Origin of the sequence: Chryseobacterium jejuense, from assembly GCF_017877355.1 — a bacterium.
In the GTDB taxonomy this organism is placed as follows: Bacteria; Bacteroidota; Bacteroidia; order Flavobacteriales; family Weeksellaceae; genus Chryseobacterium; species Chryseobacterium jejuense_A.
On sequence record NZ_JAGIPR010000005.1, the window covers coordinates 353,625 to 371,550 of the forward strand.

The window sequence follows — 17,926 nt, forward strand, 5'->3', positions numbered from 1 at the left end:
ATTAAGGTTGAATATTATTGTCAACAAATTTAATTTTTTTTTCAAGATTCACAACACTCTATTTTAAGATTGTTAAAAATTAAATAATAATGTTTTGAAATATTATTAAATTGATAATTTGTGATTAAAATTTATTAAAAATTAAATGTTATGTATGAAATAATGCAGTATTAAGAAATCGTTAATTCTTAATTTGCGATAAATTGCCTCCCGGAAAATGATTTTACTTTCCCTAAAAGTTCTAATTCTAAAATTATAGGTAAAATTTTGTGTGAAGGAAGGTCAGTTTCCTGTGCAAGATCGTCTAGAGAAATTTGAGGATTCTGTTTGATGAATTGATAAATAGTTTTTTGATTATCAGTTAATTGTATTGTTGTTTCACTGTAGGGGAAAAGCTCAGCAATTTTTTCTTTTGGATTATTGAAGCCAAGCATACTTATCAGATCTTGGATGGTTGAAATGGCTGTCGCTTTGTTATGCAAAACCAATTGATTACATCCCTGGCTAAGAACATCGGTTATTTTTCCAGGAAGTGCAAAAACATCTCTGTTATAATCATTGGCAAAAGCAGCTGTGCTTACAGATCCTCCTCCAAATCCTGTTTCCACTACAATAGTTGCAGGAGAAAGTCCAGCCACAATTCTATTTCTCTGAATAAAGTTTTCCCGATCCGGTTTTCTTGTTGAACAAAATTCTGTTAATAAAATACCACCTTCCTGAAGAATCTTCTCTGACAGTTTTCTGTTTTTAGCAGGATATAAAAATTCGAAACCATGAGCAAGAACAGCAATGGTAGGTTTTTGATTTTGGATAGATTGTTCGTGAACTTCTTTGTCTACCCCTAATGCAAGGCCGCTTACAGAAACATATTGGGAAGATTGAGTCGCTTCAAAAAAGTCTCCGATAAACTGTTTCCCGTAAGAAGTCATATTTCGGGTTCCAACCATGCTTATTTTTTGAAGTGAATCGTCAATGTTTCCTTTTTGGTAGAGGATAGAAGGTGCATCTGTGCATTCATTCAGAAGAGCTGGAATCTCATTAAGATGTCTTATTCTGATTCGGATATTGTTTTTTTGGCAAAACTTAATTTCTTTTTCTGCAAACTTCAGATGGTTCTCATTTCCAATATCAGCAACTGTTTTTTGCCCAATTCCCTCTAGTTTTTTGTATTCTTTTTTTGCTTTTTTCCATGCATTTTCTGCACTTCCAAACGTTCTTACAAGTTTATGGAAATTGATGTCACCAATCTGGCTGCTTTCGCGTAAAGCGATAGCATATAAATATTCTTCGGAGATCATGTGTGTTTTTTATCAAATGTAATGAAATAAGTTTTTATTTTCTTCTTAATTCATCCAAATGATTCCAAATGTCGTCTCTTTTTTTGTAAGGAAGTTCCATGAAGTCTTCCGGGTGATTTTCTTTGTATTCCTGCCATAGTTTATCATCTTTTTCACTGTAGTAATTAGGATATTCCCAGATGAATTTTTTCTTTTTCTCACCTACATTTTTAAAAGCAAACGCGATGATACTGCCTACAGCGGCTCCGGAAAGGTGAGCCTGCCATGAGATTTTGCTAGGCTCCTGCATATTATAAAACAGTTCTTCGGGTAGCATGCCCCATACTAAACTTCCATAATATAAAACAACGAGTAAAGAAATGGTGAGAAGCTTCATATTCCATTTAAAAACCCCGCTGAAGAAGAGGAAAAAGGCCAGAACATAAACTACACCACTGGCTCCGATGGTACAGGTGTACATATATTCACCGGTCATGATGTCAATAGGAGGAAGGAGCCACACCAAAAGCCCTGTTGCTATCCATCCGATGAAAAAAACTTTATTAGCCACCAATGGATAGAATTGATACAACAGAAACATCAATGCTGCTATAGGAATAGAATTTCCTATAATATGGTCTGTATTTCCATGTAAAAGCGGAGAGGTGAGAATTCCGAGTAGTCCCTCGGGAACAAGGGGAATAATGGCTCCGAAGCAACTTCCAAAAAAGCCATGCATTTGTAAAAAAAAACCGAACCACATTGCAGATAGCATCAGCAAAGGATATAAAATTGCTCTTTTGGAAATTACATTTTTAAACATGGAGATTGTACGTCAAATCAAAAGCCAATGATAAATTTCGGAAAATTTGTCGATGAAACCTCTTATACACGCCTGATTTTAAGACAAAAGGTATCAAATTTAATTTTTGAACCTATTATTTTGGCATTGATTGTATTGAAGTGTTTTGATGTCAGCAGGTTAAAATCCAAAAAAAGTATATTGTTTAAGGGAAAATTTGCCGTTAAAAAAAATATATTAATATTTTTGCATTGAAAATTATTTAGAGTAATGAAGAAGTTTTTATTGATTCTTTCCATGTTTATTGGGATTGATGCAAGTGCACAAGAAGAATTAAAAAAAGATTCCGTTGTGGTAGACACAGTAAAAAACTGGTCAGTGTTAGGGAAAAACACTTTAATGATTAATCAGGCTGCCTTTTCGAATTGGGTAGGAGGTGGAGCCAATAATGTAGGTTGGCTTGCCGGTGTCAACTACAATATCACCTATGAAAAAGAGAATGATCTTTGGGAAAATATTGTTATTCTTGGATACGGACAGAATGACACCAAAGGGCAAGGAATAAGAAAAACCCAGGATGTTATTAATGTTTCTACCAATTACGGGCGAAAGTTTTCCAAAAGTTGGTATTTATCCTTAGGGGCGGGTTTACAGTCTCAGTTTGCTGCAGGATATGAAGACGGAAATAATCCGGAAGCCAAGAAAACTTCGAACTTTATGGCGCCAGGTTACATTAACGTCGGTATGGGTATCACTTATAGGCCTAATGATGATCTGACGGTAACCCTGCGTCCTACCAACGCCAGATGGATTCTTGTAATGGATAAAGAACTTCAATTTGCTGGAAGTTATGGTTTGAAAAGGGACGGAGATTCTTCATTATTACAGTTCGGTTTTTTGGGAACAGCCATATATAAGCTGAAAATAATGGAAGATATTTATTTAACAAATACTGCTTCTGTTTTTTCCAATTATCTAGATCATCCGGACAGGCTGGCTCTTGCCTATGGGGCAATTTTGAATTTAAAAGTGAATAAATATATTTCTTCTAATATTACCCTAGATCTGCTATATGACCATAATCAAATTGCAAAAACTCAGTTAAAACAAACGTTGGGAATTGGTTTTGCTTATACCCTGGACAATGGCGTGAAGCGATCTGAGCGCAAAGACAGCCAATGGTGGATTAAAAAATAAGGTGACTATATAACAATTTTACACCACTGTCATTGACTACGTCGAATCTTCGATTTCTGACGAAGGAAGAATCTCATAATATGGCTTAGATTCTTCATTTCACTTCGTTACATTCAGAATGACAGAATTATAATAATAAGATAACCGCATTAGTGTAAAATTGTATATAATTACCAAAAATAAACTATCAGGAGAATTTAATTTTAAAAGCGTTTCAATAATGAAGCGTTTTTTTATTTTAAAGATTCCGGACTTAAGTTACTTTAAGTTTGCTAGGTATAAATGGTTATTTAAAGGTTTTATTTTCATTGTTTTATAATGATGGAAACGCGTGAATTCAATTCATTTTAAGGTGAGTTTTATCTTGGCGTAAATTATTATTTATACATTTGTAGTAAATCGTTAATTATGAAAAAAGTTTTATTGATCGCTTCTGTTTCTTTTGGAGTTTTGACTATGGCTCAGGAAGCGAAAGCTGATGCTCCTGCAACAGACACAGTTAAAGCCTGGTCTATTCAAGGACAAAACACTTTAATGCTTAATCAAGCTGCTTTCTCCAATTGGGTTGGGGGTGGAGCCAATAACGTCGGATGGCTTGCCGGTGTCAATTACAACCTTACTTATGAAAAAGATAAAGATCTTTGGGAAAACATCATTATTCTTGGTTACGGACAAAACAATACGCAAGGTACTGGAGTAAGAAAAACTCAGGACGTTATTAACTTGTCTACAAACTATGGTAGAGAGTTTGCTAAACATTGGTATATCTCTGGAGGTGTTGGTCTTCAGACTCAATTTGCTCCAGGTTATGAAGATGGTAACAATCCCGATGCAAAGAAAATCTCAAACTTTATGGCACCAGGTTATCTAAGCGTTGGAGCGGGGGTTACTTATCGTCCAAATGATAATTTGACAGTGACATTACGTCCCGCGAATGCCAGATGGACTTTTGTGTTAGATGAAGACCTTCAAAAAGCAGGAACTTACGGACTTAAAAATGATGGAGATTCTTCTCTTTTCCAATTCGGTTTCTTGGGAACAGCAATGTATAAGCTGAAAATTATGGAGAATATCACTTTGCTTAACACGGCTTCGGTGTTCTCAAATTATCTGGATCACCCGGAAAGATTAGTGCTTGGATATAGCGGAGTGCTAAGTATGAAGATCAATAAATATATTTCTACCAATGTAACTTTGGATCTATTATATGATCACAATCAGATTTGGAAAACTCAGTTGAAACAGACGTTAGGAGTAGGTTTGGCGTATAATTTTGATAACGGAAAGAAACGTTCAGAAAATAAAGACAACCAAAGCTGGTTTAAAAAATAATTTCAAAGAGATAAAACAATAAAAAAGCACTTCAAAATGAAGTGCTTTTTATGTATCAAATATATATAAGATTAAAATTCTATATCTACTTCAAGTTTCTCAGCTAAAAGCTTTGAAATCTTCTCTTTTAGAGGCTCAATATCGATGTTTTGCATCGCATCATTAGCAAATGCGTATAGAAGTAACGCCTGAGCTTCTTTTTTAGAGATTCCTCTAGCTCTTAGATAGAACAAGGCATCTTCATTAAGCTGGCCTACTGTACATCCGTGAGAACATTTTACATCATCTGCAAAAATCTCTAACTGAGGTTTAGTATCAATACTTGCTCCTTCACTTAGCAAAACGTTATTGTTCTGCTGGTAAGCATTGGTTTTCTGAGCGATTTTATCAACAAAAACTTTTCCATTGAAAACTCCGTGGGCATTACCATCGAAGATTCCTTTATAGTTCTGGTAACTTTCACAGTTAGGGAAATTGTGGTGAACCGCTGTATGATGGTCTACCAACTGATCTTTTCCGATAATTGTAATTCCGTTCATGAATGAATTGATATTCGATCCATTCTGAATAAAATCAAGGTTGTTTCTTACCAGTTTTCCTCCGAAAGAGAAGGTATTTACAGTGGTTAAACTGTCTTTCTCCTGTCTTGCAAAGGTATTGTCTACAAGGTAAGAAGTATTATTATCGTTCTGAAGCTTGTGCCAGTCTGCTTTTGCATTTGGATACGTAAAAATCTCTGTTACAGAGTTGGTGAACACATAAGTATCATCAAAATTGTGGTGGCTTTCAATAACCTCAACCTTAGCTCCTTCTTCTACAATTAATAAATTTCTTGTATTGTAAAATGTATTTTCTTCCTGATTCTGAGAAATGTAGAAAACATGAATTGGCTTTTCAATCACTACATTTTTAGGAACTTTCAAAAAGAAACCATACTTGCAGTATGCAAGATTTAAGTTTGTGAAAGCTAAATCTTTGGAAGCAATTGTATTGAAATACTTTTCAAATACCTCTTTATGTTTGTCATCATTCAATGCATAATTGAATGAAAGGAACTCTACATTTTCAATAGAAACTTTTGAAAGTTCTTTGTGAAGTTTACCGTTTACGAATACAATCCAATCAAAATTTTCTTCTCCAAGGTGCAGTTCATCAAACTGTTCTTTAGTGATGTTGTGGTTTTCTTTCGGGAAGAAGTTATAGCTTTTTTCCGTGATCTCCTTTAGATTGGTATATTTATATTCTTCGTCTTTTTTTGTCGGAAAACCTATTTTTTCGAACTTCTGAAGAGCAGCTTTTCTATTGTCATCCAGAAATCTGTGACGAAGGCTCTCCAAAAACTCATTATGGTTTTCGATGATTTGTTCTTTTAATGCCATTACTGGTATATCTGTGGTTTGCACCATTTTTTCTTTTTATTTTGAACTAAAAATATTGCTATTCCGAGGAACAGGGAATCCAATTTTTAATATTAGAGATTCTTCTTTTTGCTACGTTTCTGAATGACCGCGAAAATTTTTAATCTCTGAAGTACTCCTTCTTATTAGTTAAGAAGCCAGTCGTACCCTTTTTCTTCAAGCTCTAATGCTAAAGATTTATCACCTGTTTTGATGATTTTTCCATCAGCAAGAACGTGAACGAAGTCAGGTTGAATATAGTTAAGCAATCTTTGATAGTGTGTAATCAAAAGAACTGCGTTTCCTTCGTTTTTAAAATGATTTACCCCATCAGCAACAATTCTTAATGCATCGATGTCTAATCCTGAATCTGTTTCGTCAAGGATTGCCAATTTAGGGTTAAGCATCATCATTTGGAAGATCTCATTTCTTTTCTTTTCACCTCCGGAGAATCCTTCGTTCAGCGATCTTGAAAGGAAATCTTTTTTGATTCCTAATTTTTCAGATTTTTCACGGATTAATGCAAGCATTTCTTTTGCAGGCATTTCTTCCAATCCATTTGCTTTTCTTGTTTCGTTTAAAGCTGCTTTGATGAAGTTCGTTACAGAAACTCCCGGAATTTCCACTGGATACTGGAAAGATAGGAAGATTCCTTTGTGTGCTCTGTCTTCCGGAGCATCTTCAATGATGTCTTCTCCTTGGAAAAGAATCTCTCCACCTGTCACTTCGTAATCCTCTTTTCCTGCGATTACAGAAGAAAGAGTAGACTTACCAGCTCCGTTTGGCCCCATAATAGCGTGAACTTCTCCTGGTTTTATTTCAAGGTTAATCCCTTTTAATATTTCTGCGCCATCTTCAATTTTGGCGTGAAGGTTTTTAATTTCTAACATTTTATTTGCTTAAACAAATTATTTTTGAATTCTATATACTAAACTTTCAGGCTGACCAGGAACATCATTTAGGGTCCCGACTTTGATCATACCTGCCTTTTCCAAAACTTTAACAGAAGCTAAATTACTGGGGCGGACAATAGCAAATATCTCTTCTTTATTATCCTCATTCAACCCAAAATCTATAGCTTTCTTTGTGAATTCTGTAGCGTATCCTTTCCCCCATGCCTGGGAAGCAAAACGATAGCCTAAATTCAATTTTTCTTCTTCTCCGTAGAGTCTGTAGCTCAATCCGCCATAACCTATTATATTTTCAGGATTGTCTTTTTCAACAATCGCCCAGCTTCCAAAATGATAGGTTTCCCAATGATCAAGCATTCTGGTAAATGTACTTTCTGCTTTTTCAAAACTCATAGGTCCGCTTGGGTTATGAATATTGGTTTCAGGGTCATGATTAATTTCAAAGAATCTCTCAAAATCTTCTTTTGCGGGTTTTCTTAAAATTAATCTTTCTGTAGCTACCATATCTTTTTATCCTACTGATCCTTCTAATGAAATTTCTAGTAATTTCTGTGCTTCAATAGCAAATTCCATTGGAAGCTTATTGAGAACTTCTTTACTGAAACCGTTTACGATCAAAGCAATGGCTCTTTCCGTATCAATACCTCTTTGGTTACAGTAGAAAATCTGATCTTCTCCAATTTTTGAAGTGGTTGCTTCGTGCTCCAATTGAGCAGTAGGATCTTTAATTTCGATGTAAGGGAATGTATGTGCTCCACATTCATTACCCATCAACAAAGAGTCACACTGGGAGAAATTTCTTGCTCCTTTTGCAGAAGGCATTACTTTTACAAGCCCTCTGTATGAGTTTTGAGATTTTCCAGCAGAGATTCCTTTTGAAATGATCGTTGACTTGGTGTTTTTTCCAATGTGGATCATTTTTGTTCCTGTATCTGCATATTGGTGATTGTTGGTTACAGCAATAGAGTAGAACTCTCCGATTGAGTTATCACCTTTAAGGATACAAGAAGGATATTTCCATGTTACAGCAGAACCTGTTTCAACCTGTGTCCATGAGATTTTTGCGTTTCTCTCACAAAGACCTCTTTTCGTTACAAAGTTGAATACTCCCCCTTTTCCTTCTTCATTACCCGGGTACCAGTTTTGTACCGTTGAATATTTAATCTCAGCATTATCTAATGCAATCAGTTCTACTACTGCCGCGTGAAGCTGGTTTTCGTCTCTTGATGGAGCTGTACATCCTTCAAGGTAAGAAACATAACTTCCTTCATCTGCAATGACAAGTGTTCTTTCAAACTGTCCTGTTCCTGCCTGATTGATACGGAAATAAGTGGAAAGTTCCATTGGACATCTTACGCCTTTAGGAATATAACAGAAACTTCCGTCAGAGAATACTGCGGAGTTCAGTGCTGCATAGAAATTATCTCCTCTAGGAACTACTTTTCCAAGATATTTTCTTACTAAATCTGGGTGATTTTTAATAGCTTCAGAGATGGAACAGAAAATAATTCCTTTTTCTGCCAATGTATCCTGGAAAGTAGTTTTCACAGAAACTGAATCTATTACAATATCTACAGCAACTCCTGAAAGTCTTTTTTGTTCCTCAATATTAATTCCTAGCTTTTCGAAAGTTTTTAATAATTCAGGATCTACCTGATCAAGGCTTTCCAATTCAGGTTTTGCCTTTGGAGCTGCGTAGTAACGGATAGCTTGAAAATCCGGTTTTTCATATTTGATATTAGCCCAAGTAGGTTCTACCATTTTCAACCAGATTTTGAAAGATTCCAAACGCCATTCAGTCATCCATTCCGGCTCTTCTTTTTTAGCAGAGATGGCACGGACGATATCCTCATTTAAACCAATTGGGAAATCTTCATAATCAATTTTGGTTTCCCAACCGAATTCATATTTTTTATTTTCTAGATCGACTCTTAAATCGTCTTCAGTATATTTACTCATTATAATTTTTTAGATTTCAGATTTAGACTTCATATTTTTCTGATGTCTAGGATCTTATGTCTTTTCTCTAAAGACTAAATGATTCTCCACATCCACATGTTCTGGATGCGTTCGGGTTGTTAAAAACAAACCCTTTTCCGTTCAATCCTCCTGAATATTCAAGAGTGGTTCCTGCTAAATAAAGGATGGACTTTTTATCGATAATAATTTTAATGTTATTATCTTCGAAAATCTGATCTGTGTCTGTTTTTTGGTTATCAAACTTTAAAACATACTCTAAACCAGAGCATCCGCCGCTTTTTACCCCAACTCTTATATAATCTTCAGCAGGGTTAAAACCATCTTCTGTCATAAGTTGGATGGCTTTCTCCTTTGCATAGTCTGATACTTTTATCATTGTATTTATTTAGAATGATTTAATGACGCAAAAATACGAACAAAAATCAGGATATAAAAATCAGCATTTTTATTTTATCGATTTTTATCATTGATGAGTTTAACCTTGGTAATGTTTTGAAATCCAAAACATAAATTGACTCGAATATGAAAAGAATAGGCATTATTGCTCTGGCACTGTTTATACAGCAGGTTTCTGCACAAACTAACCGATTTGTATATCAGGTAACGATGAAGCCGGATGCTGAAAATAAAGCAGATACTAAAACTGAAAATGCATATCTTGATATTTCTCAGGACAAATCGATTTTTTATTCTGAAAACAGGATCAAAAGAGATTCTATCATGCAGAAAGCCTTTCAGGGTGGCGGCGGAAGAGGAAGTATCAATAGGGATCAGATGGAAGGTCTGAGAACCAATATCAATTATTCCGTAGAAAAAGATAAAACCAATCAGAAAACTTATTTTAAAGATCGAATAGGACGAGATATTTATTCTTATGAAGAAGATAGGCCTTTAAACTGGAAAATTTCTTCGGAAACAACAAAAATAGGGGAGTATAAGGTTCAGAAAGCAGAAACAGATTTTGCGGGAAGAAAATGGACTGCATGGTTTACGACAGATCTGCCTTATCAGGATGGACCGTATAAATTTGGTGGTCTTCCGGGGCTGATTGTAAAAGTTGAGGATGATAAAGGAGATTATTCTTTTGATCTGATGAAGAACTATAAGATTGGGGAACTGCCTGCATTAAATCAGTTTGGAAATACTTTAAAAGTAAAAAGAAGTGATTTTGTAAAACAACAGCAAAAGTTTAAAACTGATCCGATGTCATTTATGAACCAGGGGTCTGGTCTGGCCACTACCATGAGAATAGGCGGCGGAAGAGGCCCGGGAGGAGGAAATCAGGATCCTGCTGAGATGAGAAAACGAATGGAAGAAAGGGTGAAAGAAGAAGCCAAAAAGAACAGTAACCCGATTGAACTACAATAAATAAGAATGTATTCTAAATAAACCTAACAGGTTGTTAGGTTTAAAATTAGCATAAAAACGGGAAGATAAGCTTTATTCAATCCAATTGAAATAAAAAATAAACGCCAGTGAACAGATATTCACTGACGTTTATTTTATAATGTTTATTGTTATTTCAAAAGCTGATTGAAAGTATCTCCCTGTCTGATATCTCCAGTGTTATATCCTTTCATAAACCATTCTTTACGCTGTGCAGATGACCCATGAGTAAAGCTTTCCTGATTCACATATCCTTGTGATCTTTTTTGGATATTATCATCACCTACAGCTTGTGCCGCATCTATAGCAGACTGGATATCTCCCGGTTCCAGAATTTTTCTAGAGTCATCCGTGCGTTTTGCCCAAACTCCGGCATAGAAATCTGCCTGTAATTCTGTAGCTACGGATACCCTGTTCATTTCTGCTTCGGAATATCTTCCGCTTCTTCTCAAGGCATCTACTTTTTGGGTGGTTCCTAAAAGAGTTTGTACGTGATGGCCCATTTCATGAGCAAGAACATAGGCTACTGTAAATTCAGTTACTTTTGCTCCGAATCTTTGTTGAAGCTCACTGAAAAATTCCATGTCCATATAGATTTTCTGATCAGCCGGACAATAAAAAGGCCCCATAGCAGATTGTGCAGTACCACATCCAGAATTGGTAGTGCTTTCGAAAAGTACAATTCTAGGTTCAGAAAAAGTCATACCATTTTCTTTAAAGATCTGATCCCAGGTTAGGGTATTCCATCCGGACATCATATCAACCATTTCCCCGATTTGTTTTTCCTGTGCAGTAAGCTCTCTTTTTTCTCCTGTGTTTCCTGAAGACTGTATGCTGCCGGAATTCAAAATACCGGAAGGATCACCTCCTAAAAAGAAAACAATGGCTGCTATAATTAAAGTTCCGAGCCCGCCGCCTACAATCATACCACCACCTCCGCCTCCGGAGCCACGGCGATCATCAACGTTACCGCCTCTGTCGTCTGTCCATCTCATAATAATATCTTTTTTTGTGTCGTAAATTTATAAAATTAAACCTTACAATAACTAAAATGTTATGACAGGAAAATTTTTATCAGGATAATTATCAAACTTTTGGATCAGATTTTTTCTATTCTTCATTAAACTTTTCTCTGAGAACTTTTTTATAATATTCTTTATTATGCCCATTGATATGTTCCAGGTAGTTGTATTTCTCCTGAAAATATTGTTTTTGGCAGTTTTGTGGTAGGTATTTGTTAATATTATCATTATCTGTATGTTCAACAATAGGGTAAGTAGGAAGTTCTGTCTGCAATAAAGATCTGTTTTTTGCTAAAACTTCAATGACACTATAATGTAAAGATGTTGTACAGCTGAATCTGGAAATATCTGTTTCTATATATTTTTTGAAATAATAATTAATGGCTTCTTTTTTAAAGGCTGTTTCTCTTCGGTCAAGTGTAGAGAATATTGTATAAAGCCAGTTATATTTGATATAATTTTTTAACCTTCTGATTGACATTTTATCTTCCGGAGAAACAACAATGTTAGGTAATTGGACTTTCTTTAAAACATCCAGAAAGAGTAACTCTGTTACATTTTTTAATTCACCAATATTTTTCTTCTGACCTATTAGCTCATAAGTATTGATTTTGCCGAAAGTATCCACATTTAATGTTTCAGTAAGGTACTTGTGAAGTGCGGCTTTATCTCCGGAGTAAATCATTTCATCATTTTTACCCATGGTTGTCTTGAGCTTATCTGTAGGGTCAAGAAATAAATTAATATACCTAAACTTATTGTCTGATATTTTTATCTCAATTCTATTAGTCTCAGTAAACTCTTTCTTATCCCGATTATTGAGGGTTACTTCGTTTTTGCCATTTTTTATAATGATAGCTCTGCCCGTGTTATTGGTAATGATAAGCGTCTGGGCTCTTACTGCTGAAAATAAAAATAAGAGGATGAAAAACATCCTCTTATGTATAAATGAATACTTCATATTTTAAAGTATAAAATTCAATCATTACTTAAATTCTGTTTTTTTTATTCACAGTTTTTAAATTCTCTTCCTGAATTTTTTGATTAATGCTCTCCTCCTTCAAATATAATTAAAATATCTACTGGGGAAGGGTTTTATTAAGCCTGTTCTTATCGGTTAAGCTGTTTGGTTTTCAGCCAATAAGAAGTTGACTGGTACGCTGAAATAGCATCATCTACCAGCTTTTGATCTGTGTTTTTAAGCAGCTTTTCATCATAATAAAGCTTAAATTCCGGAGCAAGATCACTTTTTTCCAGTTCCAGAGAGTATTGTTTTGCTTTTTTAACCGGAGAAATAATGGTTAAACGATTGTCCTTTACAAAACCAAGATCCTGATAAGTGGCAATATACGCCTTAGGCTGGAATTCTGGTTTGAAAACATCCTGACCTAGGAATTTTGATTGATAATTGAAATTCAGTAATCCGAAAAGGGTAGGCATCACATCAATCTGAGACATCAGAGTATCAAACTTTTGTGGCTGAATAAATCCTTCTGAAAAGATCATGGCAGGAATTCTGTACTTGTCCATCGGAAGCTCTGTTTTTCCGGCGCTGGATGCACAGTGGTCTGCAATAATAACAAAGACTGTGTTTTTATACCAATCCTGCTTTTTTGCCATATTGAAAAACAGTTTCAACGAGTAGTCTGTATATTTTACACCACCTTCACGGGATTTTGAAGTTCCTGGAATATCAATTCTTCCATCAGGATAAGTGAAAGGTCTGTGGTTGGAAACGGTCATCCAATGGTTGAAGAACGGTTTTCCTGATTTAGCTTCAGCATTCATAACCTGAATGGCTTTTCTGGCCATATCTTCATCTGCAACACCCCAAACATTGGCAAAGGTAATTTCTTCCGGTTTAAAGTTGTTTCTGTCTACAATATCATATCCGTTTCCACCGAAAAAGTCCTGCATATTATCAAAATAGCTGTATCCGCCATATAAGAATTTAACATCATATCCTTTTGATTTGAATACATTTCCTGTAGTGAATTTATTCTTGTTGTCATTCCTTTTGATGATACTTTCTCCAGCGGTAGGAGGAATACAAAGTGTTAAAGCTTCCAGTCCGCGAACCGTTCTGTTTCCTGTAGCATAAAGGTTAGTAAACATCAGAGATTTATCTGCAAGGCTATCCAGAAATGGAGTAATTTTTTGTGTATTTCCATAATGTTCAAGGAAGTCTGCAGAAAGACTTTCAATAGAGATCAATACTACATTTTTCTTGAGTTCCGGTTGCTCTGCTACAATGTTTCTTGATAAAGTATGTTGTGGATATTGGCTTAGGAAATTCTTCTCTGCCTGTTGTTGATTAAGCTGTGAATAAAACTGGAAATAATCAAGTTCATTATGGGTGAAAGCCCAGTAAAACTTAGGAAGTCCATTGGCTTCGATTTCATCAGCAAAAACATTGTCAGATTTGATTTGCATTAATGATGGAAGAGTCAACAAGCTGATGCCACAAAGTACAGCAAAAGACCCCAGTAAAATCAATTTCTGTTTAAAGTTAGGAAGCTCTAGTAATTCATCTTTAGTCTTTTTGTAGATAAACCAGGTAATGGTTAATGTAACAAGCATTATACCTGAAAACAGAGGAATAACAGGATAGCTTTCCATGATATTTCCAATAACTTCATTGGTGTAGATTAAGTAATCTACTGCAATAAAGTTATAACGCACTCCGAATTCATTATAGAAGAAGTATTCACTTACCCCATTGAAGATGATCAACAGTACATATAGTAATAATGTGATGAAATATAAAATATTTCGGATTTTAATCCTTTGAGTTGGAAGGAAAAGCATGATCCCAAACAGGAAAGTTTTTATTCCTACAAAAGAAAGAGCTACTTCTGTTACAGAGCCTCCGTATTGCTTGAAAATATTGTTTGGAATAAGCCAGATATAAAAGAAAAAGGCAACCAATGTTCCAAAAATAATATATCCGTATGGTTTTTTATATTTAGAGTTGGAAAGGAATAAAAAGTAGAGTGCAAGAATGGCACTGGCGAGGATAAAAACAAAAATATCGTTGATAAGACCTACAAACAGTACTTTAATGATCTCAAAAAATCCGAAACTGGCTGTGGTGATAGGATGGAAAAAGAATATTGTCCTTACGAGCAGGGAAATAATCAGATAAAAAACTCCTAAATATAGGAAAGGTTTTATTTTTTTTAGAAACATGGATTTATGGTCTATACGATTTTCACAAAGATAGTTGTTGTATACAACTTTTGGGTGAAAAAAAGCAAAACCTGATATTTATTAATAAGATTTTAAGAATTTAAAGATGTAATTTAAACAAATGTTTAATGAATTTGTCTTTGTCCTGAAATTTTCCAATAAAAAAGGACTATTAAAAAATAGTCCTGATATATTGTTAAAATAGGGCAACGATTAAGAATGTCCAAAACCGATGTTTCCTTTTTTATCAGATAATTTCTTTTTGAAATCAATCATTCTTAAGGCTGTTACTGCTGCTTCTACACCTTTATTTCCAAGGTCGCCACCGCTTCTTGCGATGGATTGCTCTTTGGTATCATCTGTCAGAACACAGAAGATGGTAGGAGTATCAGTCATGATATTACAGTCTTTGATTCCCTGTGCTACAGCTGAACAAACATAATCGAAATGAGGCGTTTCTCCACGAATTACACATCCAATAGAGATTATAGCATCATATTTTTTTTCTTTGCAAAGCTGCATACTTGCATAGTTTAATTCAAAGGCTCCCGGAACGGGGAAAAGTTTGATGTTTTCTGGTTTTACTCCTTCTTTTTCAAGAATTTCCAAAGCTGCATCACGAAGATTGTACGTTACAAAATCATTCCACTCAGAAAAAACAATGCCGATAGAAAAATCTTCGGCATTCGTTATATGAAGTGGCTTGTAATCGGAAAGATTAACTGTTGCCATTTTTTAGTAATATTTAGTCATTTCAATGTAAGAATCAGACATTCCGTTGTCATAATCCTGATATTTCTCATCAATTGAAGAGAAGTATTTTTTAGCTTCTGCATTTTTCTTTAATCCTAATGCTAGGATACCTGCTTTTCTTGTGAAGAAGTAAGTTGTATAAGGATCATCAGAAGCAGTAGCTGCTTTGTCTAATAATGATAAAGCTTCATCATTTTTATTCAATCCTGATTTTGCATCAGCCATAGCTCCATATTTCATTGCCATCAGCGTTTTGTTGTCAGAAGAGAATTTATCTAATAGATCGTAAGCTTCTTGGAATTTACCTTCTTTGAACTTCAATAAACCAGCGTTGTAAGCAGATAGCTGACCGATGCTTGTACCTGAATATTCGTTAGCCGTTCCGATGAACCCCGGGTTTGCAGCAGACTTTCCTCCTAAAGCTTCAGCATTTTTATTTTCTGTAAGGTTTTTCTGAGCAGCAAGGAAGCTTTTTACAGCTTCAACATTTTTAGGAGCAACTACAAATTGCTTATATCCGAAGAATCCTAAAACTCCTAAAACTAAAACTCCAAATACAATCCCTAAAGGTTTTGAATATTTTTCAAGAAATCTCTCAGTGTTTAAGGCCTCTCTGTCAAGATCTTTGAAGAACTCAACCGTTTCTTTACCTTCTTGCTCATTCTGAGCATTCTTTCCCAATTTTGCCATAAGTTTTTAAAAATTGAATTGCAAATTTAATTGTTTCTTAGAGATTTACAAAATACTTTATGGGTATTATTATTTAAATCTTGAGAATTTGTTCTTATTTATCATAAAAAACTTCGACTCTGCTCTGCGTGACATTTCTAAACCTATAGTTTTTCTAGTAGTTGTCATGCTGAGCAGAGTCGAAGCATATTTCGTATTCTGAATTTTAATATTCTAAAATGTGGTAGACCTCTGCACCAAACTTTTTTAGTTTTTCATCTCCATTCAGTCCTTTTAAACCAATCAGGAAGCTGAATTGAGAAACGGTTGCTCCTTGTTTTTCTACCAACTTAGCGGCTGCCTCTGTTGTTCCTCCTGTTGCTAGAAGATCGTCATGGATTAAAATCCTTTGTCCTGGTTTTATCTGCCCTTCTCGGGTTTCAATAATGGCACTTCCATATTCCAAGTCATATTTTTCTGAAATGACAGGTGGTGGAAGTTTTCCTGCTTTTCTGATTAAGATAAAAGGAACTTCCAGTGCTACGGCAATCGCAATTCCAAAAAGATAACCACGACTTTCTATTCCGCATACTGCATCTACTTTTCCTTTACTGTTGGCTGCAAGGTCTGTAATTACATCTTCATAAAGTTTTGGATCTAAAAAAATAGGTGAAATATCCTTAAACTGAATCCCTGGGATAGGAAAGTCCGGAATATTTTCAATTGTATCTTCTAGTCTTTTGATTAATTCTGCTGAAGCCATTTATGGGTTGATTTTATAGCTGGAAATTTTCCAGTCTCCGTTTACATTTTTAAGTCCGAAAGTTACTTTTAGTGAAGTAGTCTTTCCATTTTTATCCGTTACATCATAAGTAGCGTTTACACTTGCCCCATTAGCATTATTTGCACTTGTGGTAATGTTTTTAACGCTTACATTTTTTACTGCTCCAAAACCTGAATTTGGATTTGAGAAAGATTCATAGCTTCCCCAGCTTGGGTTATTGGATGTATCATAAGCTGCTTTTAGGTTCTGAGAACTTACGCTGCTTAGAAATTTACTTACTGTATTTTTTGGATCTGCAGTTGGCTGTTTTGGAGCGGCTGGTGCTGCAGGAGTTGTTGTACCAGGGTCTGTAGTTGTAGATGGAGTAGTAGTGGCTGGGTTATTAGGGTCTACTACTGCACTTGGTTGCTGTTGTACTGCTGTTGTATCTGTTTTTGGAACGGCAGGAACTTTAAGAGCTGCTGCATTTACATCCAAGCCAATTTTAGACATTTTGAATGTCTTTGCTGTTGTTTTTACAGAAACGGTGATATCAATTTTATTGTCTACTACTTTTGAAGCAGGAATAGAAGAGAATTTAAGGTTGAATCCTTTAAAGTTGTTATCCTGCATCAGGTTTTTAGCTGTTGAGAGTCTTACCCCATTGCTGAAAACTTCTAATGTAGCTTCCAAACCAGCCCCTGTAAATGACACTGGTTTTCCAGCAGCATCTACTAATCTTGGAACAATCTGGATTGCTGTTGGTGCACCATTTCCGTCATCTCCTGTTGGTCTTGTAACAATAGATAATGCTCCTGCTTTTACGTCATTAGGATCACTTTCCTTGGCTTTATCATCACCAAAGATATTCATTTCACCTAATGAAGGTGGATTAGTACTGGCCCATTCAATTCCGTTTTTCTGTGCAACTTCGTCTGCCAGGGTCATAATCTCAGGAACTTTTTTCCCGTTAATCAGTTTTCCAAGAGCTTTTAGCTCATTCACATCCCCATCAGCTTCCACGCCAAATGTTTTAAGGATATAAAGAGCCTCATTAAACTTAATCTGTTTAATGGTAGGCAAGCTGGAAGTCATATCATTGATACTTGACTGCAGCGTTTTAGTATTCGTAGCATCTACATGATCTTTCTTACATGCTGTAAAAAGCAACAGACTGAAAACAAGTAGAAAAGAAAACTTTTTCATTTTTATTTGGTTTGTTGCAAATTTACTAAAACCTTTATTAAT

17 protein-coding genes are annotated in these 17,926 nt (G+C 35.2%); 3 read left to right on the forward strand and 14 right to left on the reverse strand.

The window, feature by feature from the left end; genetic code table 11:
* Nucleotides 1-188 precede the first annotated feature (188 nt).
* Together dprA and J2772_RS12760 are read right to left on the reverse strand one after the other, a co-directional pair.
* Complete coding sequence (gene dprA, locus J2772_RS12755) at nt 189-1,298, reverse strand: DNA-processing protein DprA (protein ID WP_209917206.1); 1,110 nt, start codon at nt 1,296-1,298, stop codon at nt 189-191.
* 34 nt (nt 1,299-1,332) lie between these two features.
* Complete coding sequence (locus tag J2772_RS12760; protein ID WP_209917208.1) at nt 1,333-2,100, reverse strand: rhomboid family intramembrane serine protease; 768 nt, start codon at nt 2,098-2,100, stop codon at nt 1,333-1,335.
* A 249-nt stretch (nt 2,101-2,349) separates the two neighbouring features.
* On the opposite strand from J2772_RS12760, the gene J2772_RS12765 reads away from it, so the two are divergent.
* Together J2772_RS12765 and J2772_RS12770 are read left to right on the forward strand one after the other, a co-directional pair.
* A complete protein-coding gene (locus J2772_RS12765) occupies nt 2,350-3,276 on the forward strand; it encodes a DUF3078 domain-containing protein (protein WP_209917210.1) in 927 nt (308 codons plus the stop codon).
* A gap of 408 nt (nt 3,277-3,684) precedes the next feature.
* Entirely contained in the window at nt 3,685-4,608 is a 924-nt protein-coding gene (locus J2772_RS12770; protein WP_209917212.1) for a DUF3078 domain-containing protein, read from the forward strand.
* A gap of 71 nt (nt 4,609-4,679) precedes the next feature.
* On the opposite strand, the gene sufD is transcribed toward J2772_RS12770, so the two are convergent.
* The 5 genes from sufD to J2772_RS12795 all read right to left on the reverse strand — a co-directional run bounded on the left by sufD (nt 4,680) and on the right by J2772_RS12795 (nt 9,272).
* Nucleotides 4,680-5,987, reverse strand: a complete 1,308-nt coding sequence (gene sufD, locus J2772_RS12775) for a Fe-S cluster assembly protein SufD (protein WP_209917341.1) — start codon at nt 5,985-5,987, stop codon at nt 4,680-4,682.
* Between the two features lie 164 nt (nt 5,988-6,151).
* Nucleotides 6,152-6,895, reverse strand: coding sequence for a Fe-S cluster assembly ATPase SufC (sufC, locus tag J2772_RS12780; protein ID WP_209917214.1), 744 nt, complete (start codon nt 6,893-6,895; stop codon nt 6,152-6,154).
* A gap of 18 nt (nt 6,896-6,913) precedes the next feature.
* Entirely contained in the window at nt 6,914-7,420 is a 507-nt protein-coding gene (locus tag J2772_RS12785; RefSeq protein WP_209917216.1) for a GNAT family N-acetyltransferase, read from the reverse strand.
* Nucleotides 7,421-7,426: 6 nt separating this feature from the next.
* Complete coding sequence (gene sufB, locus J2772_RS12790; protein WP_209917218.1) at nt 7,427-8,875, reverse strand: Fe-S cluster assembly protein SufB; 1,449 nt, start codon at nt 8,873-8,875, stop codon at nt 7,427-7,429.
* A gap of 67 nt (nt 8,876-8,942) precedes the next feature.
* Nucleotides 8,943-9,272, reverse strand: a complete 330-nt coding sequence (locus J2772_RS12795; protein ID WP_027372006.1) for a HesB/IscA family protein — start codon at nt 9,270-9,272, stop codon at nt 8,943-8,945.
* 146 nt (nt 9,273-9,418) lie between these two features.
* Between J2772_RS12795 and J2772_RS12800 the strand changes: the two genes are divergently transcribed.
* A complete protein-coding gene (locus tag J2772_RS12800; protein WP_209917220.1) occupies nt 9,419-10,264 on the forward strand; it encodes a GLPGLI family protein in 846 nt (281 codons plus the stop codon).
* A 149-nt stretch (nt 10,265-10,413) separates the two neighbouring features.
* Here J2772_RS12800 and J2772_RS12805 read toward each other — a convergent pair whose 3' ends face one another.
* The 7 genes from J2772_RS12805 to J2772_RS12835 all read right to left on the reverse strand — a co-directional run bounded on the left by J2772_RS12805 (nt 10,414) and on the right by J2772_RS12835 (nt 17,884).
* On the reverse strand, nt 10,414-11,277 hold the full coding sequence (locus J2772_RS12805; protein WP_209917222.1) for a neutral zinc metallopeptidase: 864 nt from the start codon (nt 11,275-11,277) through the stop codon (nt 10,414-10,416).
* Between the two features lie 115 nt (nt 11,278-11,392).
* Nucleotides 11,393-12,265 (reverse strand): hypothetical protein, encoded by an 873-nt coding sequence (locus J2772_RS12810; protein ID WP_209917224.1) that lies wholly within the window; start codon nt 12,263-12,265, stop codon nt 11,393-11,395.
* Nucleotides 12,266-12,414: 149 nt separating this feature from the next.
* Nucleotides 12,415-14,493: an LTA synthase family protein gene (locus J2772_RS12815; protein ID WP_209917226.1), complete on the reverse strand. Its 2,079-nt coding sequence runs from the start codon at nt 14,491-14,493 to the stop codon at nt 12,415-12,417.
* A 213-nt stretch (nt 14,494-14,706) separates the two neighbouring features.
* Complete coding sequence (gene ribH / locus J2772_RS12820; RefSeq protein ID WP_209917228.1) at nt 14,707-15,225, reverse strand: 6,7-dimethyl-8-ribityllumazine synthase; 519 nt, start codon at nt 15,223-15,225, stop codon at nt 14,707-14,709.
* A 3-nt stretch (nt 15,226-15,228) separates the two neighbouring features.
* Nucleotides 15,229-15,936, reverse strand: a complete 708-nt coding sequence (locus tag J2772_RS12825; protein ID WP_209917230.1) for a tetratricopeptide repeat protein — start codon at nt 15,934-15,936, stop codon at nt 15,229-15,231.
* A 205-nt stretch (nt 15,937-16,141) separates the two neighbouring features.
* A complete protein-coding gene (locus J2772_RS12830; protein WP_209917232.1) occupies nt 16,142-16,678 on the reverse strand; it encodes an adenine phosphoribosyltransferase in 537 nt (178 codons plus the stop codon).
* The gene (locus J2772_RS12835; RefSeq protein ID WP_209917234.1) at nt 16,679-17,884 is read right to left on the reverse strand and encodes a hypothetical protein; all 1,206 of its coding nucleotides are present in this window, start codon (nt 17,882-17,884) and stop codon (nt 16,679-16,681) included.
* Nucleotides 17,885-17,926 lie beyond the last annotated feature (42 nt).